At 68.5% G+C, this 22,348-nt stretch carries 14 protein-coding genes; 10 read left to right on the plus strand and 4 right to left on the minus strand.

Features of this window, described 5'->3' with window-relative positions:
* Positions 1-640 precede the first annotated feature (640 nt).
* From GobsT_RS39060 to GobsT_RS30135, 8 genes are all read left to right on the plus strand, one after another.
* Complete coding sequence (locus tag GobsT_RS39060; RefSeq protein ID WP_162097384.1) at positions 641-5,338, plus strand: PAS domain S-box protein; 4,698 nt, start codon at positions 641-643, stop codon at positions 5,336-5,338.
* A gap of 265 nt (positions 5,339-5,603) precedes the next feature.
* Positions 5,604-6,554: an ATP-grasp domain-containing protein gene (locus GobsT_RS30105; RefSeq protein ID WP_010044858.1), complete on the plus strand. Its 951-nt coding sequence runs from the start codon at positions 5,604-5,606 to the stop codon at positions 6,552-6,554.
* A gap of 233 nt (positions 6,555-6,787) precedes the next feature.
* Positions 6,788-7,816, plus strand: a complete 1,029-nt coding sequence (locus tag GobsT_RS30110) for an LLM class flavin-dependent oxidoreductase (RefSeq protein WP_010050559.1) — start codon at positions 6,788-6,790, stop codon at positions 7,814-7,816.
* Between the two features lie 9 nt (positions 7,817-7,825).
* Positions 7,826-8,524 (plus strand): hypothetical protein, encoded by a 699-nt coding sequence (locus GobsT_RS40070; protein ID WP_010050557.1) that lies wholly within the window; start codon positions 7,826-7,828, stop codon positions 8,522-8,524.
* A gap of 6 nt (positions 8,525-8,530) precedes the next feature.
* Positions 8,531-9,283, plus strand: a complete 753-nt coding sequence (locus GobsT_RS39065; RefSeq protein WP_010050555.1) for a hypothetical protein — start codon at positions 8,531-8,533, stop codon at positions 9,281-9,283.
* Between the two features lie 86 nt (positions 9,284-9,369).
* Positions 9,370-10,635, plus strand: a complete 1,266-nt coding sequence (locus GobsT_RS30125) for a tetratricopeptide repeat protein (protein ID WP_148087918.1) — start codon at positions 9,370-9,372, stop codon at positions 10,633-10,635.
* A gap of 24 nt (positions 10,636-10,659) precedes the next feature.
* Positions 10,660-10,941 (plus strand): hypothetical protein, encoded by a 282-nt coding sequence (locus GobsT_RS30130; RefSeq protein ID WP_148087919.1) that lies wholly within the window; start codon positions 10,660-10,662, stop codon positions 10,939-10,941.
* Positions 10,942-11,087: 146 nt separating this feature from the next.
* The gene (locus GobsT_RS30135; protein WP_010050546.1) at positions 11,088-11,819 is read left to right on the plus strand and encodes an alpha/beta hydrolase-fold protein; all 732 of its coding nucleotides are present in this window, start codon (positions 11,088-11,090) and stop codon (positions 11,817-11,819) included.
* Positions 11,820-12,075: 256 nt separating this feature from the next.
* Here GobsT_RS30135 and GobsT_RS30140 read toward each other — a convergent pair whose 3' ends face one another.
* Positions 12,076-13,593 (minus strand): HEAT repeat domain-containing protein, encoded by a 1,518-nt coding sequence (locus GobsT_RS30140; protein WP_010046758.1) that lies wholly within the window; start codon positions 13,591-13,593, stop codon positions 12,076-12,078.
* Positions 13,594-15,024: 1,431 nt separating this feature from the next.
* On the opposite strand from GobsT_RS30140, the gene GobsT_RS30150 reads away from it, so the two are divergent.
* Positions 15,025-15,639 (plus strand): sigma-70 family RNA polymerase sigma factor, encoded by a 615-nt coding sequence (locus GobsT_RS30150; protein ID WP_010046751.1) that lies wholly within the window; start codon positions 15,025-15,027, stop codon positions 15,637-15,639.
* A gap of 59 nt (positions 15,640-15,698) precedes the next feature.
* Positions 15,699-19,106 carry a serine/threonine-protein kinase gene (locus GobsT_RS30155; RefSeq protein ID WP_010046747.1) on the plus strand — a complete coding sequence of 1,136 codons (3,408 nt, stop codon included), beginning with the start codon at positions 15,699-15,701 and terminating at the stop codon, positions 19,104-19,106.
* A gap of 325 nt (positions 19,107-19,431) precedes the next feature.
* Here the strand turns inward: GobsT_RS30155 and GobsT_RS30160 are convergent, their stop codons facing one another.
* From GobsT_RS30160 to zwf, 3 genes are all read right to left on the minus strand, one after another.
* A complete protein-coding gene (locus tag GobsT_RS30160) occupies positions 19,432-19,983 on the minus strand; it encodes a D-glycero-alpha-D-manno-heptose-1,7-bisphosphate 7-phosphatase (protein WP_010046745.1) in 552 nt (183 codons plus the stop codon).
* Positions 19,973-20,707: a nucleotidyltransferase family protein gene (locus tag GobsT_RS30165; protein WP_010046744.1), complete on the minus strand. Its 735-nt coding sequence runs from the start codon at positions 20,705-20,707 to the stop codon at positions 19,973-19,975. The genes GobsT_RS30160 and GobsT_RS30165 overlap by 11 nt, the downstream gene beginning before the upstream one ends.
* A gap of 133 nt (positions 20,708-20,840) precedes the next feature.
* Positions 20,841-22,283 (minus strand): glucose-6-phosphate dehydrogenase, encoded by a 1,443-nt coding sequence (gene zwf, locus GobsT_RS30170; RefSeq protein WP_010046742.1) that lies wholly within the window; start codon positions 22,281-22,283, stop codon positions 20,841-20,843.
* Positions 22,284-22,348 lie beyond the last annotated feature (65 nt).

The raw sequence follows: 22,348 nt of genomic DNA on the forward strand, positions 1-22,348 counted from the left end.
TGGTCCGTCCTTCCTTCTGCGAGGTGGACGTTCGGGCGGGCGGACATTGCGCGCCGCGACGGTTTCATTCCGGCTTCACAGACTTCAGCCTCGGGACGCACGGGCACCGGATTTTGGTTTGCATGAAAGGCCCGTTTCCGGCGGGAGTAGAAGTGAGTGAAGGCACAGTCAACGACGTGCCACGAGGTCATGACGAAAGCGGTTCGCCTCCGGGTCCGGTCGATAACAGTGCTCCGGCTACTTCCCAGCCCCTCAACTTCCGCAGCGAACGCTCGATCGTCGTCCCGCGGTCGTAGGGGATCAAGGCTGGCGTGCTTCTTGGTACAGGTCACATCTTCATAATCTTTGCTCGTCGCGGCGCAGTGCCGTCGCTGCACTGTCGGTGTGGGCGCGGCGGCTCGTCATAATCCGGTCACTTGGGACGCCAGGTTCCTGGAACGTGTGAACGGCTTGTGCGGTCGCGCCGTGAACGAACGGCTCGTCTCCAAACGTGCCACCGGGCATCGGCCCTGATGCGATAAAATGCCCTTCGGCAAACCACTTGCTACACTCACCCCACGACAGCGCGGTTTGGCGACCGGCACTGCCGGCGAACGCCACCGGACGCACCGCTCAGGTGGCCCGCTTCGCAGAGGATTCGGTGATCACTCAAGACCCCATCAGCATTCTGCTCGTCGACCACAGGCCGGAGAACCTAACCGCCCGAGAAGCCGACCTCGGCGACCTCGGCCAGCACCTCGTCCGCGCCGGCTCCGCCGCGGAGGCACTCGAGCGGGTGCTCCAGACCGACTTCGCCGTCATCCTCATTGAAGTGGAACTGGCCGGGGTGTCGGGGTTCGAGGTGGCGAAGGGCCTCCGCGCCCGCGACCGCAGCCGGCACACCCCGATCATTTTCATCAGCGCCGGCGCGAGCGGCGCGCTCCCGGTGGAAGAGGCTTACGCGCTCGGGGCGGTGGACTACCTCGTCGAGCCGATCGCTCCGGTGGTTCTGCGGGCCAAGGTGTCGGTGTTCGTCGAACTGGCCCGGCGCACCCGCGAGGCCCGCGCGGCGGATCGGCTCCGGCTCTGGCAGACGGCGCTGGCCAGCATCGGGGACGGGGTCGTCACCACCGACGCGGCCGGGCGCGTCACCTTCCTCAACCCGGTAGCGGAGGGCCTCACCGGCTGGGCGGCCGCCGACGCCCGCGGGCGGCCGCTCACCGAGGTGTTCCGCATCGTCAACGAGACGACCCGAAAGGCGGTCGAGAACCCGGCCCTGCGCGCCCTCCAGACCGGGACCATCGTCGGGCTGGCGAACCACACCGTCCTCATCGCCCGGGACGGCTCCGAGCGCCCGATCGACGATTCGGCGTCGCCGATCCGCGACGAGACCGGGGCGGTCGCCGGCGCGGTCCTGGTGTTCCGCGACATCACCGAGCGGAAGAAGGCCGAGATCGCCCAGGCCCGCCTCGCGGCCATCGTCGAGTCGTCCGACGACGCGATCATCGGCAAGGACCTGGACGGCACGATACGGTCGTGGAACCGCGGGGCCGAGCGGGCGTTCGGGTACACCGCCGCCGAGGCCGTCGGGAGGTCCATCACCCTCCTCGTCCCGCCGGAGCGGCTCGGCGAGGAGCGGGACATCCTGGACCGGCTGGGTCGGGGCGAGCGGGTCGAGCAGTTCGAGACGGTTCGGGTGCGGAAGGACGGCCGGCGGGTGGACGTGGCACTGACCGTGTCGCCGATCCGCGACGCCGAGGGGCACATCACCGGGGCCTCCAAGGTCGCGCGCGACGTGACCGCCGCCAAGCGGGCCGAGCGGACGCGGGCGGCCGCCCTTCAGGCGGGCGAGGTCGGCACCTACCACTGGGATGTCGCGGCCGATCGGATCACCGGGGACCGCAACTTCGCAGCCATTTTCGGGGTCCTCACCGATGACCGGCCCGCGGCCCCGGTGGGCGACTTCCTGACCGTCATCCACCCCGACGACCGGGACCGGGTCGGGGCCGAGATCCGCCGCACGCTCGACACCGGCGCGCCGTTCCGCAGCGAGTACCGGGTGACCGGCCCGGCCGGGGAGCGGTGGCTGGTGGCCCGCGGGACCGTGGAACGGGCCGCGGACGGCGGGGCCGTCAGTTGGGCCGGGGTGGTGATCGACATCACCGACCGGAAGCGGGCCGAGAACGACCTGGCCGCGAGCCGCGCGCGGCTCGACTACGCGGTCCGCGCGTCCGGGATCGGGTTCTGGTACTGCGACCTGCCGTTCGACGTGCTCCAGTGGGACGAGCGGGTGAAGGCGCACTTCTGGCTGCCGCCCGACGCCCGCGTCACCATCGACACGTTCTACGACCGCATCCACCCCGACGACCGCGAGCCGACCCGGGCCGCCATCGAGCGGAGCATCGCCGACCGCGCCGGGTACGACGTTCACTACCGCACGGTCGACCCGGGCACGGGCGCCGAGAAGTGGGTCCGGGCGATCGGGGGGACGTACTACGACGAGGCCGGCGCGCCGAAGCGGTTCGACGGGGTGACCCTGGACGTGACCGACCAGCGGCGGGCCGAGGCCGCGGTCCGGGAGAGCAGCGACCGGTTCGCCATCGTCGCCCGCGCGACCAACGACGCGGTCTGGGACTGGGACATGCGGACCAACGGGGTGTGGTGGAACGAGGGCGTCACCACCCTGTTCGGCCACGCGCGTCACGACGTGGGCGGGGACGCCGCCTGGTGGTACGAGCACATCCACCCGGACGACCGGGAGCGGGTGGTCACCGGCGTCCACGCGGTCATCGACCGCGGCGGGGCGAGCTGGTCCGACGAGTACCGGTTCCGGAAAGCGGACGGCGGCTACGCCACCGTACTCGACCGCGGGCACGCGATCCACGAGGGCGGGAAGACCGTCCGCCTGGTCGGGGCGATGCAGGACGTGACCGAGCGGCGCCGGGCGGAGGAGCAGTTGCGGGACAGCGAGCAGCGGTTCCGGTCCCTGTTCGAGTCGATGGACGAGGGGTACTGCGTGGTCGAGCCGGTGCTCGACCCGGCCGGGGCGGCGGTCGATTACCGCTACCTCCTGGTCAACCCGGCGCTCGAGGCCCACACCGGGCTCAAGGACATCGTCGGCAGGACGGCCCGCGAGATCATGCCGACCCACGAGCGGCACTGGATCGAAGGGTACGCCCGGGTGGCGGAAACCGGCCGGCCGTTCCGGCGCACCGACCGGGTGGCCGACCTCGGGCGGTGGTTCGACGTGTCCGCGTTCCGGGTCGGCCCCCCCGGGAGCCGCCAGGTGGGGGTGCTGTTCACCGACATCTCGGACCGCAAGCGGGCCGAGGCCATGTTGCGCGAGAAGGACGAGCGGCTCCAGCTCCTGGTCGACCGCGCGCGGGACTACGCGGTGCTCGTAACCGACCGGGACGGGCGGGTGATCGAGTGGGCCGGGGGGGCCGAGGGCATCACCGGGTTCGCCCCCGCCGACGTCCTCGGACGACCGGCGGACGTCATCTTTACTCCTGCGGACCGCGCGGCCGGGGTGCCCGCCCGGGAGATGGAGTTGGCCGCCCGCGAGGGGCGGGCCGAGGACAAGCGGTGGCACGTGCGAAAGGACGGGAGCGAGTTCTTCGCCGACGGGGTGATGGTGCCGCTCCGGGACGAAGACGGGGCGCTGCACGGGTTCGGCAAGGTGTTCCGGGACGCGACCCCGCGCAAGCGGACCGAGGAAGGGGTCCAGTTCCTGGCCGACGCCAGCGCGAGTCTGGCCGAACTGGTGGACTACCAGAGCACCCTCCAGCGGATCGCCAACCTGGCGGTCGGCGGGTTCGCCGACTGGTGCGTGGTGGACCTGGTCGACGAGGACGGGCGGCGGGAGCGGCTGGCGGTCACCGCGGCCGAGCCGGCGGACGTGTCGGCGGCCCGGGCGGCCGACACGCCCGCCGACCCGGCGGGCGCAGCGGAGGTGGTGCCGCACGTGCTGCGGACGGGCGAGCCGGAGGTCGTCACCGACCTGGCCGAGGCGGACCCGGCCACCGCCCCGCAGGGGCCGGAGCGGCTCGAGAAGCTGCGGGCGCTGGGCGTCCGGTCGTACATGTGTGTCCCGCTCCGCTCCCGCGGCCGGGTCATCGGCGGGATGACGTTCCTCAGCTCGTCCCCCCGCCGCCGGTTCGGTCCCGACGAACTGCGGGTCGCGCAGAACCTGGCCGAGCGGGTGACGGTGGCGATCGAGAACGCCCAGCTCTACCGCACGCTCCAAGAGCAGGACCGGCGGAAGGACGAGTTCCTCGCCACCCTGGCGCACGAACTCCGCAACCCGCTCGCGCCGGTGCGCAACGGGGTGCAGATCCTGCGGCTCAGCGGCGTCGGGGAGGCCGCGGGCCGCACCCTGAACATGATGGACCGCCAGCTCGGGCACCTCACGCACCTGGTCGACGACCTGATGGACGTGGCCCGGGTGTCGAGCGGCAAGGTGGTGCTGCGGAACGACCGGGTCTCCCTGAAAGCGGTGGTGGACGCGGCGGTGGAGACGAGCCGCCAGGCGGTGGAAGCGGCCGGGCACGAGTTCGTGCTGCGGGTGGCGGCCGAGCCGCTGCTGCTCAGCGCCGACCACACCCGGCTGGTGCAGGTGCTGGCGAACCTGTTGAACAACGCCGCCAAGTACACGCCCCAGGGCGGGCGGATCGTGCTGTCCGCACAGCGCGACGGGGGCGACGCGGTGGTCACCGTCTCGGACACCGGGGTGGGCATCCCGGCCGACATGCTGCCCAAGGTGTTCGAGCTGTTCGCCCAGGTGGGCACGTCGATCGAGCGGAGCCAGGGCGGGCTGGGGATCGGGCTGACGCTGGTTAAGCGACTGGTGGAGATGCACGGCGGGACCGTGCGCGCGGAGAGCCCCGGGCCGGGGCGGGGCAGCACGTTCACCGTCCGCCTGCCGCTGGCCGCCGCGCCCGCGGACGCGCCGGCGCTCCTGCGGGCGCCGGGCGGCGGGGCCGCCAACCGGCTCGACATCCTGGTGGTGGACGACAACCGGGACGCGGCCGAGAGCATGGCCCTGCTGCTGGAGATGCGCGGGCACCGGGTGAAGGCCGCCCACGACGGCCCCGAGGCGCTGAAGCTGCTCGCCACGTACCGGCCGCAGCTCATCCTGCTCGACCTCGGGCTGCCGGGGATGAGCGGTTACGAGGTCGCCCGCCGCATCCGCGAGAGCGCGGCGCTGCGCGGAGTGACGCTGGCCGCGCTGACCGGATGGGGGCAGGAGGAGGACCGGCGGCGGACGAAAGAGGCCGGGTTCGACCACCACCTCACGAAACCGGCCGACCCGGCCGAACTGGAGCGCATCGTAACCGGCGTGCAGGCAGGCGGGAGATGATGTGCCGCGGACACATACGAAACATCGCCCTCAATGATAATCAACCATCGAGAAGCCATTACTGAAATCGAATGCGCTTTGAGCGGCCCGGCCGCTCATACATGAACCCGCCGCGGGTTCATGTATGAGCCCCTTCATCGAGCCTTGGTGCGACCCGCCGTCGCTTTGGACCGTAGTGCCAGCCGAGCGGAACTCATTCCGCCCAGAGTTCTTAGCGGCGGACGCCCGGGCGGCTACAATTGGCGCCATCCCCCGAGGAGCGCCGATGCGCAAGCCGTTCGCGATCTACCACGAGCACCCCGACTGGTTCCGCCCGCTGTTCGCGGAACTCACGCGCCGCGAGATCCCTTACGTTCAGCTCGACCCGCGGGCGCACGTCTACGACCCGAGCGAAAAGCAGTCGCCATACGCCCTGGTGTTCAACCGGATGAGCCCGTCGGCGTACCTGCGCGGCGGGGTGCAGGGGATGTTCTTCACGGTCGCGTACATGGCGCACCTGGAACGTCTCGGCGTGCCGGTCGTGAACGGGGTGAACGGCTTCTCCATCGAGCTTTCCAAGGCCCGGCAACTCACGCTGCTCGAATCGCTCGGGCTGGGCTATCCGAAGGCGCGGGTCATCAACCACGCATCAAAGGCGGTGGACGCGGCGGACGGGTTGCGGTTCCCGGTGGTGGTGAAGGCGAACATCGGCGGCAGCGGCGCCGGGATCGTGAAGTACCTCGGCCGCGAATCGCTGGCCGAGTCCGTGGCCGCGAACCAGGTCGATTTGGGCGTGGATTACACCGCGCTGGTTCAGGAGTTCGTCCCGGCCCGCGGCGGGCACATCACGCGCGTCGAAACGCTCGGCGGGAAATTCCTCTACGCGATCAAGGTGTACACCACCGGCGAGTCGTTCAACCTGTGCCCCGCGGACATCTGCCAGCGCGCCGACGGGGTGGAACTGGTCCGCGCGGCGTGCCCGATCGACGCGCCCAAGACCGGCCTGAAGGTGGAGGGCTACACGCCGCCCCCGGAAGTGATTGCGGCTTGTGAGAAGATCATGCAGGTCGCCGGGATCGACGTGGGCGGCATCGAGTACATGACCGACGACCGCGACGGCCGGATCGTTTACTACGACATCAACGCGCTGTCCAACTTCGTCGCCGACGCGCCGAACGTGGTGGGGTTCGACCCCTTCGCGCAGCTGGTCGATTACCTCGTGAAGCGTGCGGCCTGATTGCTCTGCGGTTCTGGTCTTGAGTGTGGTCCGCTCGCTCCGCGAGCGGTCGCGAGGCGGTGCCGGCCGGATAACGTACAGCCGATCTGAGACCCGGAGCACCGCTCGCGGAGCGAGCGGACCACACTCAAGACCAGAGCCATGCCAACAAACACCAACCACGAATCTCCGGCAGCGAACCGAACTCGATAGCCCGAGCGGGCCAGCGGCCCGCGCTCCACAGAGAAACGCAGATGCGCTACGGCTACTGGATGCCCGTTTTCGGCGGGTGGCTGCGGAACGTCGACGACGAGAACATGTCCGCGACCTGGGAGTACGCCAAAAAGTTGGCTCAGCGGTCCGAGCAGATCGGCTTCGATCTGTCGCTGGTCGCCGAACTGAACCTGAACGACATCAAGGGCGAGGACGCGCCTTCCCTGGACGCGTGGAGCACCGCGGCGGCGCTCACGGCGGTCACGTCGAAGCTGGAACTGATGGTCGCGGTGCGGCCCACGTTCCACAACCCGGCGCTGCTGGCGAAGCAGGCCGCCAACATCGACCACATCGGCGGCGGCGGGCGGCTGTCGCTCAACGTGGTGTCGAGCTGGTGGCGAGACGAGGCGAACAAGTACGCGGTGCAGTTCGAGCAGCACGACGACCGCTACGCCCGCACCGCGGAGTGGCTCGACGTGCTCGACGGCGTGTGGAAGCGGGACCACTTCAGCTTCGAGGGGAAGTTCTACAAGGTGCAGGACAACGTCCTTCAGCCGAAGCCGCTCACGAAACCGCGGCCCGTCATCTACGCGGGCGGCGAATCGGAGGCCGCGAAGAACCTGATCGCGAAGACGTGCGACGCCTACGTGATGCACGGCGACCCGCCCGAGAAGATCGCGGAGCGCATCACCGACATGCGCCGGCGGCGCGAGGGGTTCGGGCTGCCGCCGATGACCTACGGCGTGGCGGGGTACAGCATCGTCCGCAACACCGACGCCGAAGCGAAGGCCGAACTGGCCCGCATCACGGACGTGAAGCAGAGTGCCGCCGGTTACCACAACTACCAGCAGTGGCTCGCGGGCACGCAACTGGAGCAGCGGGTGTCGCTGGAAGACTACTCCGTCTCGAACCGCGGGTTGCGAAGTGGGCTGATCGGCACGCCGCAGCAGGTGCTCGACCGCGTGAAGGCGTTCGAGGCCGTCGGGGTGAACCTACTACTGTTGCAGTGCAGCCCGCAATTGGAGGAGATGGAACGCTTCGGTGAAGAGGTGATTCGGAAAAGTCGCTGAGGATGTCGGATGACGCGAGAGGAATGGCTCACGTGCGCTGAGCCCGAGATTTTTACAGAGTTCCTCCGTGGCGGTCACAGTCAGCGCAAGCTGCGGCTATTTGCAGTTGCGATTGTGTCCCCCTTTGTTGACCTGCTCATCGATTCGAGAAGCCGCGAGGCCGTTAACCTCGCGGAACACGTCGCTGATGCCCCTGAAATGGCGCATCGCTTACCGCTGACCTTTGAGCAGGCTTTCAACGCGATATCTGATCTGCAAACTGATCGAGACGTTTGCGTGACTGCGGCCCATGCCGCAGGGCGGACGGTTGATCCCAACCCATCCGCGGTTGGTTGGATTACCTGGAACATGATCGAAGCCGTTCACGCGGAACTCAGCGAAGAGGGCGGAACCAACGAAGACGAACGCTATAACCTGTATTTTGGGGGCAGAGCACAGGGGAAAATACAACTGTCCAATATCCTTCGCGAAGTGTTCGGTAATCCGTTCCGACCCGTTCCGTTTGCCTCCGCCTGGCGCTCATCGGATGTGCTACTTCTCGCCGAGGGCATCTACACTGACCGCGCTTGGGACCGAATGCCTATCCTCGCGGACGCGCTTCAGGAAGCGGGGTGCGATTCCGCCGACCTCCTCAACCACCTGCGCGATCCCGACGCGACCCACGTGCGCGGCTGCTGGGCGCTCGACCTCGTTCTGGGCAAGGAGTGAGGCCCGATGACCGAAGCCGAATGGCTGGCGTGCGCCGATCCGGCGGCGATGTACAAGTTCCTCGGCGGCCGCGCCAGCCATCGCAAGTGGCGGCTGTTCGCGTGCGCCTGCTGCCGACGGCACTGGCACTGGGCCGCCGACACGCCCGCGGCGCAAGCCGTTGAGGTCGCGGAGCGGTTCGCTGACGGCCGGACAACCGACAAGAAGCTCCGAGCCGCAATGAACCAGGCGGACGCGGTCGCCGGGCAGTTTTACGATGAGTACCGGCTCACGCAAGGCGTCGAGCCGTACATCGCCCACGTACACGCCAGTGCGTGTGCCGACGCGGTCCGATCAGGGGTACGGTTCGCGGTCAACGCGGCCAATTTCGCCGCCCAGACCTACGCCTACGAGATTACCAATACGGCCGGGGGCGTTAGCGACCTTTGGCAAGCGCACAAGGACGCCGAAGCTGCCGCGCACGCTGGCGTCCTGCGCGATATCGTTGGGAACCCGTTCAGCCCGGTCGGGTTCGATCCCGCCTGGCGCACCACCGACGTGCGGCTCCTGGCCGAACGCATCTACAACGACCGCGCGTTCGACCAGCTCCCCATTCTCGCTGACGCGCTCCAGGATGCCGGGTGTGGGGCCGAACGGCTGCTGGAGCACCTGCGCGACCCCGCGCTGCTGCCGTGGGAGCGGCCGGACGCGGCCGGGCCGCCCCCGGTGGAACACGTCCGGGGGTGCTGGGCGCTCGACCTCGTGCTCGGTTTTGCCTGACACAAAGCGGCATGGCACCGGTTGCGCGGCGTAGGTAGAATCGTCACCAGGGTTACAGTTTCGCCGTCTTCAGGAGGGGCGCCGTGGTGGCAAACAGGGTCCGGCGGGTGGTGCTACTGGCCGCCGCCGTTGGGTTCGCGGTCCTGGCCGGCGGGCCGGTCCGTGCGGCCGATGACAACAAGGAGCTGCGCGAGGAACTCCTCAAACTCAACTCCATCACCGATAAGGACGCGCAGCGGGACAAGCTCCGCGCGCTCGCGAAGGACAAGGATAAGGCGAAAAAGCTCGTCACCGAAGCCGGCAAGATGCTTAAGGAGGCGAAGGGCAAGGACAACCCGTTCAACTTCAACGGCGGGCTGATCGTCGCCCGTCTCGCGCACTTCAACAAGCAGTACGACATCGCCGAGCCGTTCTACGAGGCGCTCGTCGAGAACGCCACCAAGATCAAGAGCGGCAGCAAGATGGTGGACGCCTACGAGGGCCTCATCGACCTGTACTGGGAGACGAAGAAGTACGCCCTGGTGTCCGAGACGTGCCAGAAGTTCGTGGACGACATGGGGCCGGAAGAGTACGAGCGCGCGAAGCCCTTCATCCTGGAGCGGCTGGTGCAGTCGATGGCGAAGGAAGGGAAGTTCGACGAGGCGCTGGGCCTCGTTGACAACCTCATCCGGGTGAGCGCCCAGGCCGACTGGTACTTCCTCCAGACCAAGGGCTGGGTGCTGCGCGAGCAGGGCAAGCTGCCGGCGGCGATCGAGGCGTACAACTCGGCGCTCGAAAAGCTCGACACCACCGACGCCCTCAAGGGTGAGGGCAAGGACCAGATGAAGGACCGCGTCCGGTATATCCTCACCGGGCTGTACGTCGACAACAAGGACGTGGACAAGGCCGCCAAACACCTGCAAACGCTCATCAAGCGGAACCCGGACAACCCGACGTACAAGAACGACCTCGGGTTCATCTGGTGCGACGCGAACATGAACCTCGAAGAGTCCGAGAAGCTGATCAAAGAGGCCATCGAACTCGACACGAAGGAGCGGGAGAAGCTCAAGAAGGAAGGCAAGCTCGACGAGGTGAAGCCGAACGCCGCGTACCTCGACAGCCTGGGCTGGGTGCTGTTCAAGCAGAAGAAGTACAAGGAAGCGCTCGAGCCGCTGAAGCAGGCCGCGGCCGACGACGAGGACGGCAGCCACCTCGAAATCTGGGACCACCTCGCCGACTGCCACATGGCGCTCGGGGAGAAGAAGGAAGCCATCGCCGCGTGGGAGAAGGCCCTGAAGTGCGAGGACCTGACCAAGCGGGACGGCGAGCGCCGCCGCAAGGTGAGCGAGAAGCTGAAGAAGGCCCGCGAGTAGTTGACTCCTGCGGCGCGAGTGGCCTTGGCCGCTCGCGCCGTGCTGGTTTCCCAAACGGGGTTCGGCAAGCAGAGGCAGTTGAGGATGCACACGCTCACGGTTCGGACCCGGTTCACCTTCGGCGACCGTGTGCGGTTCGACTCGCCAATGCAGCGGTGCTCGGGCGAGGGCACGGTGTTCGCTATCACCGTCGGCGCAGACGGCCAGATCGACTACATGATCGAAATCGGCCGGGACGGTTACAGCGACCTCCAACCGGGTATCCTAGAGGACGAGATCACGCTGCGGGGGGCCGACGAGTCGTGAGACACCGACCTCCGACAAAGGCACGCCGAACCTGGCGCGGCACCTGACACCGCCATCGGATTCGGGACGCGTCACTCATCTGGTGATGGCGATGCAGGTGAGCTGATGTTCGGGAAACCGTGTTCGACTCGCCTGCGGAACTCTCCATGCTTGCCGGCTGGACGCGGATCGCCCTGGGCGGGCACGCCGTTGACGTGTTCGACCCGCCCGGCGCAGCGCCGCACGCGCTCCTCTACCTGCACTCACTTCGTGAAGAGTCGCCGGCAACCGACTCCACTTTCACAACGGAACTGAAGCGGCACCGGTTGCGGTGCGCCGCCCCGGCCGGCGGGTGGTGCTGGTGGGCCGATCGCGTCTGTCCGGAGTTCGGAACCGAAATTACTCCCGAACACTTCCTTCTGGAATCGCTGGTGCCGTGGATGGCGTCGGCGTGGGGGCTTGGCCCGCGCGGGGTCGCACTCGCGGGTGTGGAAATGGGCGGACAGGGGGCGGTGCGACTCGCGTTCAAACACCCCGACCGGTTTCCGGTCGCGGCGAGCGTTTCGGGCGCGTTCGACTGCCAGGACTGGTACGGCGCGGGCACGCCACTCGATGAGATGTACGAGAGCCGCGAGCGGTGCCGGCTCGACACCGCGCTTCTGCACCTCGACGCCCGGGACTGGCCGGCGCACCTGTGGTTCTGTTGCGCGCCGGACGACGCGGCGTGCTATCGCGGTAACGACCGCCTCCGCGAAAAGCTCGCCGCGATGGGTGTTCCGCACACCGCCGATCTCGACACACGCGCCGCAGCCGAAACGTCATACACGGAATTCATGACGCCCAAGGCGCTGGCGTTCGTCGCGGATGCGCTCGGGCGAGAGGCGAAGCGGCTGATGTAAGGGGGCAACTCGTTCGCGACTTGGTTTTGTTCTTGTGGCACAGACATTCCTGTCTGTGCGGCCTTCGCGCGCCGCACAGACAGGAATGTCTGTGCCACAAGAAACAGACACCACCGCCCGGACTGTGAACCAGACACGAATCCGCGGTGGGTATTGCTCTTCTGACGAGCCGCGACCGCCAGGGCGTGGGATACGTACCCCCACGCCCTGGCGGTCGCGGCTCGTCAGAAGAGCAATGCGTACAATCGAGTACATCCTAAAACACCGTGCCGGAGCCGCTGCGCGGGAATTCGTTCGGGTCGGGCGGGAACGCCGACGGCTTCGGGGCCGCGGGGCGCCCGCCGAGCATCGCGGACCGCGGCGGCTTCAAACCGGGCATCGGCCCCGGGGTCGGGCGGAGCTGGTCTGGGTTCGCGCCGTTCGCCCACAGCAGCACCCGGCGGGCGACTTCGGCGGCGACCTTGCTGTTGGCCGGCGGTCGCTCGCCCCCGGGGAGCCCGAGTTCCAACCCCAGCACGTTTTGCAGCACCGCCGCAACCGACAGCGCCATCTCGCGGTTCGGCTGACGCGCCAGCCCGCGGAGCACGTCCACGCCGTCCGAGTCGTGCGGGTTGATGCGCAACATCTCTTCCGCCGCGAACAGCCGCATGGGTCCCGGCTGGTCCAGGTTGGTGAGCTTGTCGAGCAGGTCCACCGAGAGCAAGTTATGATCGCGCAACAGCGCCGCGAGTTCCACCCGGAGGGCGGGCGGGGCGTCGGCGCTGAGCATCATCGCGGCGAGCTGGCTACCCAGTTCGGGCCGCTCCCCGTCGGTCAGGTCGCGGTGGTGCTGCTCGATCAGCGTTTGGATCGCGCGGGGGGCGAGCGGGGCGTGCTCCTCGGCCCAGGTGATGAGGTCGGCGAGTGCCGCGGCCGGCAGCCGCCCGGTGGCGAACAGCGGGCCGTCGTCCGCGAGTCGCGGGTCGGCGAGCGCCTCACGCACGCCCTCGCGGGCGAACGCCCACTTGGCGTCGGCCTGCCACAGCAGGGCTTCCGCGGCGGCCGCACGCGCCTCGGCCGCGGGGTCCCGCAACATCCGGGCCAGCCCGCCGATGAGGTCGGCGGACCCGACCGCGGCCAGCGCGTACGCCGCCGCGACCCGGACGGCCGGTTCGCCGCTCTCGCGGGCCGTTTTCATAACCAACTCAGCCTCTCCCGGGCGCCACACGGGGCGATACTCCAATGCCCCCAGGGCGGCACACTGCACCTCCGGCCGCGGGTCCGAGAGCAGCGCGAGGACCGGGCGGATCTCGTCCAGCGCGGCCCCCCGAAGGGCGACCACCTCGGGTAACAGCCGGCAGTCGGTGAACTGGAGCGGCCAGTCGGTGCGGGACACGAGCTTGGCGCACCACTTGTTCGCGCGGCGAAGCGGTTCGGCCCCGGTCCGCGTCAGGTCGTGAACCGCTGCGAGGCCCACCGCCGTGATGAGCAGGGCGCTTTGTCCGATGTGAACGGCCCAATCAGGAGAGCCGCGGGTCGGCAGCCACAGCCACGCGAGGGCGATCAGGTACAGGACGACGAGCGACGCGCTCACCGGCGGGCGCCACACCGGGTGGGCGCGCAAGAGGGTGAGCGCGAAGAGCACCTGAACACCCGCCCCGACGTAGAGCGCGATCAGGTCCGTGCGGTAGCCGAAACCGCCGAGCAGGGCGGCCGGAAGTGCGAGCAATGTGAAGCTAACGACCCGGCCGAGGAGCCCGAGATCGTGGCGCGGCGCCGGTGCGGACCAAGCCATGATGCGCGATCCCACCTGAGCGGTGTCGGGTAACCGGTGCCGTCCGCCGAGGGGACACGGCACCCAAACTGAGCGGGACTTCTGTTCTGAAGAACTACCGTACCGTACCTTATCTCGCGATTCAGCCCGGGGCAAACGCGCGAGACACGCGAGCGGTCGTAAAGTCGAAAGTCTTAACATCGGAAGCGAGGGCGTGTGGGCGGTTACCGTAGTAAAATCATGATGTGAGCGCGTGCGAGGAAGTTGCGCGCGGTTTCGTCACATCGTGTCGCAACCCGTCGGTGTGGCGTGGCCTTGGCCCCGAACCGCTCGCCCCGGTTCCGGTCCTTGTACCGGTCGGTATCGACGTCCCGTCGCGCGGTCCGGTTCTTGCGGCTCGGGATCGCCGCCGCGCTGCCGCGGGTCGCGATGCCATCCACGAAGTCCGGCGTCTGTACCCTCGTCGGCGATGAAAGCGGCCGCCGCCGGCCCCGTCACCAGGGCCTCGGCGTGAGTGAGTGATGTCGGCGTCCGGGCCTGGGGTCCGCAGTGCCCGGCTGGGGAACCCGAACCCGCACGCCCGCACCGGGACCTTGATTCCGAACCCGCCACGACCGCCCCCCAACGCTTGCTCCTCTTGTCCTCCGGTCCCGTCGGACTTTTTTGCGCCCCAGCCGCGCACGGATCAACACGGGATCGAGGAACCGCTATACCAAATCCGGGTCCGACAGAATAAACAGCATCGAGCCAATCGATATTTATTCCACTCACCCTGTTATGCCTAAATGTGTTTATACTCTCCATCACATGCCGGCGTGCCCCTTGCGCCTCGGGCCAGCAGTGCCCCCCACATCGGATCTCACTCCGCCTCGAGTTCTTAATCCGTCGTGTCCCTCCCACACGTGGCCGTTCACTTCCTGTGACGGTGGATAAATTTCCCCGGCCGGTGTCAGGTCGCCACGCTTCTTCTTAATGACGCAGGGGTTCGCCGAGTTGGTGGACCCAAGGGGTCAGAGCCAAGCGCCGCTCAGAAGGAGCCGCACATGAGCGATCAACAGATGTCTCACGAGGCGGGTGCGGATCGACGGACCGTGCTGAAGACCGTGGGGGTACGAATCGATGTCCCGGTACCCGGACTTCGCCGAGTACAAGCGGCGCACCGGCCTGCTGTTCCCCAGGCTGTGGTGACCCCAAGGCGTGTGAAAGGGGTTTTCGCGCGAGGGGCGTTTTGAACGGGACCGACGCGGGCCGGGAGCGGGCGCCTGGCCGCAGCGGCCGAAGGGGCGGTTGTGATTATGAAGACAAATGAGTCGGCGATGATGACGTTCTCGGCGAGCTGTTAGCCGCATCTGCACGGCCTCTCCTCATTACTGGTGCTCGGGCGCGTAGAAGCCGATCACCCGCGGCGGTATACTCGGGTCCGTCGCCCGCGCACCTCAAGAGGAGGCTGCTTTGGTCGAGGCAAACACCACGGCCGCGGTCCAGTGCTATTTAGACGAATTGGCCAGTGACGCGCCCGCCGAACCGGTCGTCCGGGCGCTGCTCGGGCGCGCGGTCCGCCGGCTGAACCAGTTGTGCGCCACGCTCCTTTACCGCAACTACCCGCGCCTGACCCGGCCGCCCCTCAACTTGCAGTCCAACGAGTTGCTCGGGGCCGTCGTGGAGCGCCTCCTCAAGGCCCTCCGGGAAGCACGGCCGGCGACCGTGCGGGACTTCTTCGCCCTCGCGGCCCAGCACATGCGATGGGAACTCAACGACCTGGCCCGCTGCCTCGACGAGCAGCCGGACACGGTCGCGATCGACGGGCGGGTGCCCGCGCCGCCCGGCAGCGACTCCGGCCTGAGTTCGGAGTGCCGGCGGATCATTGCCGTGATCGACACCCTGCCCCCGGAGGAGCGCGAGGTGTTCGACCTGGTGCGGTTGCAGGGGATGACGCAGGTCGAAGCCGCGGCGGTGCTCGGCGTCGCCACCCGGACGGTGCGGCGGAGGCTGGACCGCGGCTTGTTGCTGCTGGCGGAGCGCCTGAGCGACCTGCGGCCGGGCGACACACGCCCTGAAACACCTTGAGAACCGGCCGCGGCCTGGCACCTCCGACGGGCCAGGCCCCTCCGACGTGGGAGAGCCCCGTGTCCGATGACCCGCGTGTCCAGAAGTTGCTCGAAGAGTTGCTCGCCACCGACTCCACGCCCGAAGCGGTCTGTAGCTCGTGCGCCGAACTGCTGCCCGTGGTCCGCGAGCGGTGGCAGCGGGTGGTCCGCACGCGGGCCGAACTCGACGCCATGTTCCCACCCGAGGCCGATTCCGGCTCGGACCTTCGTTCCCCGCCCGTGGGAGACGTTCCGCTCCCCGATGTTCCGGGTTACGAGGTCGAAACCGTTCTCGGCGCGGGGGGCATGGGCGTCGTTTTCAAGGCCCGGCACATGCGCCTCAACCGCGTCGTCGCTTTGAAGATGGCCCTGGCCGGCGCTTACGCCGGGGCGCACGAGCGGGAGCGGTTCCAGCGGGAGGCGGAGTCGATCGCGGCCCTCCGGCACCCCAACGTCGTTCAGGTCCATGACGTCGGCGACTCGGCCGGCAAGCCGTACTTCACGATGGAGTACGTCGAGGGCGGCAGCCTCGCGGAGAAACTGGCCGGCACGCCGTTGCCGGCCGGCACCGCCGCGGCGCTGGTGGCGGACCTGGCGGCGGCCGTACACGCGGCCCACTCCGCCGGAATCATTCACCGGGATCTGAAGCCCGGGAACGTGCTGCTGACGGCCGACGGGACGCCCAAGATCAGCGACTTCGGTCTGGCCCGGCGGCTGGGCGGTCAGGCGGGGCTCACCCGCACCGGCGCCGGCCTCGGCACGCCGAGCTATATGGCGCCCGAACAGGCCCGGGGTACGGCCGCGGCGGTCGGCCCGCCTGCGGACATCTACGCGCTGGGGGCCATCCTCTACGAGACGCTCACGGGGCGCCCGCCGTTTCGCGCGGAGAGTTCGGCGGAAACCGTCCACCAGCTCCTCAACCAGGACCCCGTGCCCCCGTCGCGGCTCAACGGCAAGGTGCCGCGTGACCTGGAAACGATCTGCCTGAAGTGCCTACGCAAAGAGCCGCGGTTGCGCTACGCCACCGCGGACGCCCTCAACGACGATCTCCGGCGCGTTCTCCGCGGCGATGCGATTGCGGCGCGGCCGGAAGGGCGAACGCGCCGCGCGATGCGGGCCGTCCGCCGGCACCCTACGCTTGCTGTTGGCGTCACCGCGGGCGTGTTGCTCGCGGCTCTCGTCCTCGCGGGCGGGTTGTGGCTGCTCTTCGACCGCGCCGTCGTCGAACGGGCGGTGGCGGACGACCTGACTGAGATCGATGACCGGCTGCAAAAAAGGTCGTTCGGAGAAGCACGGGCGACGATCGAGCGGGCGCAGGCCCGGCTCGGCAGCCGCGAATCGCCCGCGCTCCGCCGGCAACTCCATCTACGGTTACGCGATTGCGACCTGGCCGATCGGCTGGAGCGGATCAACCTCGACTCGGCAATCATCATCGACAGCTTGGCCGGATTCGAGCAGGCCGACAAGAACTACGACGAGGCACTTGGGGAACACGGAATCGGGCGGCACGGCGACGACCCCGAGGCGGTCGCGGCCCGGGTCCGCGAATCGAGACTTCACGCGACCTTGCTGGCGGCACTCGACCGCTGGTCCGTCGTGATCCGGACGCCGGGGCGTGTGGAATGGGTTCTGAAGGTGGCGGATCTGGCGGAACCGGATCGCACCCCCTGGCGCAGGGACGCCCGCAACCCGGACCTGCGCCGGGACCGGAAGGTCCTTCTCGGCCTGATCGCGCGCGCCCGCGTCGAGGAGGAGTCGGCGGCCCTGCTCCTGGCGGTCAGTTCGGCGCTGCGGGACAACAACAAGCTCCAGCCCGGCCGGGCGGGGCAACGGGAGTTCGACCGGGTCCGAATTCAGGACAGCGAGCACCAGATCCCGTTCCTCACGAAGGTTCAGCGGGGGCACCCCAACGACCTGTGGGCCAACATCTATCTGGGTTACGCCCTGGTGCTGGGCAACAAGCCGGACGAGGCGGTCCGGTACTTCCAGGCCGTCGTCGCCCTTCGCCCACGCTGGCAGGTCGGTCACCACTCCCTCGGCTTGGCCCTGGGCGCGCCGGCCTCGTCCCGCGGCCCGGAGCGCTTCGAGGAGGCCGTCGCGTACTTCCGAAAAGCTCTGGAACTCGAACCAAATTCGGCCAAGACCAACCACTCGCTCGCCAGCGCGCTCGGGTCCGCGGGGCGGCACGACGAGGCCATCGCGCAGGTCGAAGCCGCGTTGCGTTTCAACTACGATGTGGGCAAGCTCCGTTCGACTTTGGCGGCGAGCCTGAAAGCCAAGGGGCGGATCGAGGAGTGTCTGGTTCAGTACAAGCTTGCGCTCGCCCTGGAACCGGACAACCCGCTCGTCCTGAACGGCTACCGCGCGGCGCTGTTGCAGGCGGGCCGGTGCGCCGAACTGCGCCCCGTTTGGGGCAAATTGTTGGACGGGGAGCGGCCGGCTCACAGCGACTGGTACGGGTACGCCGAGTTGTGCCTCTTCCTGGGCGAGGAGGGGGAGTACCGCCGTGCCCGGCGGGCGCTACTGGACCGGTTCGGAACGAACGATTTTCCGACGATCGCCGAACGCACCGCCCGCGCGTGCCTGCTTCGCCCCGCATCGGGCGAGGAGCTGAGCAAGGTCGTGGCGCTCGCCGACTTGGCCGCCCGAACCGACCCGAAGAAGGCCGGGGCGCTGCACCCGTACTACCAGTTCGTCAAGGGCCTCGCGGAGTACCGCCAGGGGCACTTCGAGCGGGCGATCGCCGTCATGCGCGGCGACGCGTCCAAAATGTCCGGCCCGTTGCCGCAACTCGTACTCAGCATGGCCCTGCACCAGACGCGTAAGGGGGCCGAGGCTCGAAAGGTGTTCGCCGCGGCGATGCTGGCGCACGAGTGGCGCGAGGGCAAAGGGGACATGCCCGACGGCTGGATCCGTCACGTGCTCCGGCGCGAAGCAGAGAGAATGATCGTCCCGAACCTGGCGGCGCTGGTTGACGGAAAGCAGCGGCCGCGGGACAACGACGAGCGCCTGGCCATGATCGGTATTTGCCGGTTCGAGAACCGCTTCGCCGCCCTGGCTCGCATTTACACTGAGGCGTTCGCGGCCGATCCGAGATTGGCGGAGGCCCACCGCCTGGCGGCGGCCCGCGTCGCCGTTCAGGCCGGTTGCGGCCACGGAACCGATGCCGGTAGCCTTGGAGAGGCCGAGCGGAGGAACTGGCGGGCACAGGCGAGGAAGTGGCTGGGCGAAGACTATTCCGGAGGGGCCTGGGCTCTGGACCAGGATTTCAACAAGTTGCGGACCCTTGTGAACCAGGCGTTCGCGAGGTGGCTCAACGAGCCCGAACTGGCGGGCATCCGCGACCCGGCCGAGTTAGAGAAACTGCCTGCGTCTGAACGGTCGGAGTGTCAGGAGTTGTGGGCCAAAGTACACGCTTTACTCGAGTTGACCTCCAAGCCCAAGTAGAGCCGCCCATCCCGGACACGAACCCGCTTCTCCCACTCGCCAAGCCCACCGGCGCACCACGAAACCGGGCCAAATCACGTGGCGCAACTGTAAGCTTACTATGCCGTTGCGATCAGATCACCCAGGCTGTCACCGCACCCTATACGTAATAATACCTCTGCGCGGCGTGAGCGGGCCGCACTCAAAAAAACGAGCCGCCATACCGACTCGAAACGACTGGGTTTCGTCTTCACCTGGGAAATCCTGTCAAACTCTGCGCTCGTGAATGTGAAGTTCGCACGGGCCGAAGAGAAGCAGCGACCATCCGCCCGTTCCGCCCCCGTCTCTAAACCGCGGGTGCGGCGCGCTGCTGCTCCCAGACGGCGATCGCGGCTGCAAGATCGGGCACGGCGTCCGGGAGGTCGGCCCCGTGTCCGGTGCGCACGAGGAGCGAACGGCACCCGGCGGCGCGTCCGGCTCCGGCGTCGCACGGCTTGTCGCCGATCATCCACGACCGCGACAACTCGATGTCGAGGTCCCGCGCGGCGGTCAGCAGCATACCGGGCCGGGGCTTACGGCAGTCGCACGCCACGCGGTACGCCTCACTGCCTTCAGTCGGGTGGTGCGGGCAGTAGTAGAACGCGTCGACCCGCGCACCTTGCTGAGCGAGGAGCGCGGCGAGGTGCTCGTGGACTTCGGTCACCCGGCTTTCGGGGAAATACCCGCGGGCCACACCGCCCTGGTTCGTGACCACCACCACGAGCACGCCCGCGGCGTTGAGCCGGCGCACGGCGTCGGCCGCCCCGGGGATGAGCTTCACCTGCTCCGGGCGTGCGAGGTAGTGAACCTCTTCGATGAGGGTGCCGTCGCGGTCGAGGAACACGGCGTCACGCGACATGGGTCGGCTCCCGGCGCGCCACGAACTCCCGGAGCGCGTCCGGCGTGCCGATGTCGTGGAACGCGGCCCCCTGCGGGAACGCCGCGAGCGTGAGCCCGTCGCGCAAGGCGGCCGGAAACACGTCCCGTTCGAGCGACACCACTTCACCCGCGGGGACGCGGGCGAGCAGTTCGCGCCCGATCACGTACACGCCCGAATTGACCCACCCGCCGCCGACCGCCCCTAGCTCCTTCTCGCGAAACTGCGTGACGCGCCCGCCGGCGAATTCGATCGAACCGAACCGCCCCGCGTCCGCCACCCGGGCGAGCGTGAGGGTCGCGACCGCCCCGGCCGCACGTGCCGCGCGGTGCGCCTGAAGCAACTGGCCGAGGTCCACGTCGGTGTACGTGTCCCCGTTGGTGACGAACGCGGCCGGGGCGAAGTGGCGCTCGGCCCGCTTCAGCGCCCCCGCGGTGCCGAGCAACTGTTCGCCGTCCCGAACGTAGTCGATGTGGACGCCGAGGCCGCGCCCGTCGCCCAGCGCGGCCTCGATCTGATCGGCCATGTGCCCGACGCACAGCACGAACCGCCGCGCGCCGCGGTCGCGCAGGAGTTCCAACTGCACTTCGAGGAACGGCTGCCCGCCCCCCACCGGGGCCAGCGCCTTCGGGCGGTCGGGCACCGCGGAACGCAGCCGCGTGCCGAGCCCGCCGCACAGCACGATCACCGGAAGGTCGAGTGTCACCGGAAGGCTCCTGCGGGGTCGCACGAGCGGTCAGTGTTACCGCGCCGCGTCCGCAGGCGTCAACGCGAGGTGCGCGTACAAGACCTGCCACACAGGGCGGCGCCCCGTGCGGTCGGCGGACCGATCCGGCTCGTCAGCCGATGGGCTGCCAGCAGTCGAGCAGCTTGTCAGCGCCGCCCGGCCCGTTCGAGCCGACCGCGTACTTCTCGGGCTGCTCCGCGGCGTGCTCGGCGGCCGCGATCAGCGGGTCCATGATCTCCCACGCCCGCTCGATCTCGTCGGCCCGCATGAACAGGCTGGCGTCCCCCTGGATCGCGTCGAGCAGCAGCCGCTCGTAGGCCTCCGGCAGCGCCTGGTCGGAGAACGCCTTCTTGTAGTCGAACGTGAGGTCGTGCGGCTTCAGCGACACGCCGTCCACGTCGGGCACCTTGGTCTGGAAGTTGATCGAGATGGACTCGTTCGGCTGGATCACCATCCGCAGCCGGTTGCACTGGAGCGTCTGCCCCGGCGGGAGCGGGAACATCAGGCGGGCCGGGCACTTGAACTGGATGAGCACCTCGCTGTACCGCGCCTTCAGCCCCTTGCCGCTGCGGAGGTAGAACGGCACGCCGTACCAGCGGCGGCTGTCCAGCTCGACCTTGATCGCGGCGTAGGTCGGGGTCTTCGAGTCCGGCTTCACGCCGTCCACGTTCAGGTACCCGTCGTACTGGCCCAGCGCCATCACCTTCGGGGCCTCGGCCTCGGACCGCACCTTCACGGTCGAGAGCACCTTCATCTTCTCGTTCCGCAGGTTCTCCGCGCTGTACCGGTTCGGGTCCTCCATCGCCACCATGGTGAGGATCTGGAGCAGGTGGTTCTGGATCATGTCGCGCATGACCCCGCTGCCGTCGTAGTAGTCGCCGCGGCCCGCCACCGTCACCTTTTCGGCCACGGTGATCTGCACGTGGTCGATGTACTGCGCGTTCCACAGCGGCTCGAACAGCGTGTTCGCGAACCGGAACACCAGGATGTTCTGAACGGTGTCCTTGCCGAGGTAGTGGTCGATGCGGTAGAGCTGGCCCTCGTCCCAGTTCTTGTGCATCGTGTCGTTGAGCGCCTTGGCGGTCGCGAGGTTCACCCCGAACGGCTTCTCGATGACCAGCCGGCGGTACCCCTTGTCGCTCTTGTTCAGCCCCTCCTCGGCCATCGCGCTGCTGATGCCCGCGTAGTACTTGGGCGCCATCGAGAAGTAGTACAGCCGGCGCGCGTCGTCGGAGCCCTCGTTGGCCGCGAGCCACTCGGCCAGCGGTTTGCACCCGCCGGGCTTGGTGGCGTCGGTGGCGACGTAGTGGATGCGGGCCGCGAACTCCGCCCACTTGGCCGCGTCGAACTGCCCCTTCGGCAGGATCTCCTCCACCTTCGGCTTGAGTTCCTCGCGGTACGCGTCGTCCGAGTACGGGGTGCGGGCCACGCCAACGATCCGCGCCTCCGGCGGCAGTTTGCCCTTCTGGGACAGGTTGAACAGGGCCGGGATGAGCTTGCGCCAGGTGAGATCACCTGAGGCACCGAAGATGACGATGGTGAGCGGCTGGGCCATTGAAGGTGCCCGTGCGTGAGGGTGCGAGCGGGCGCCCGCACGCCGGGCGCGCCGGGGATATGCTA

The sequence above is a fragment of the Gemmata obscuriglobus genome (genome assembly GCF_008065095.1).
Lineage (GTDB): Bacteria > Planctomycetota > Planctomycetia > Gemmatales > Gemmataceae > Gemmata > Gemmata obscuriglobus.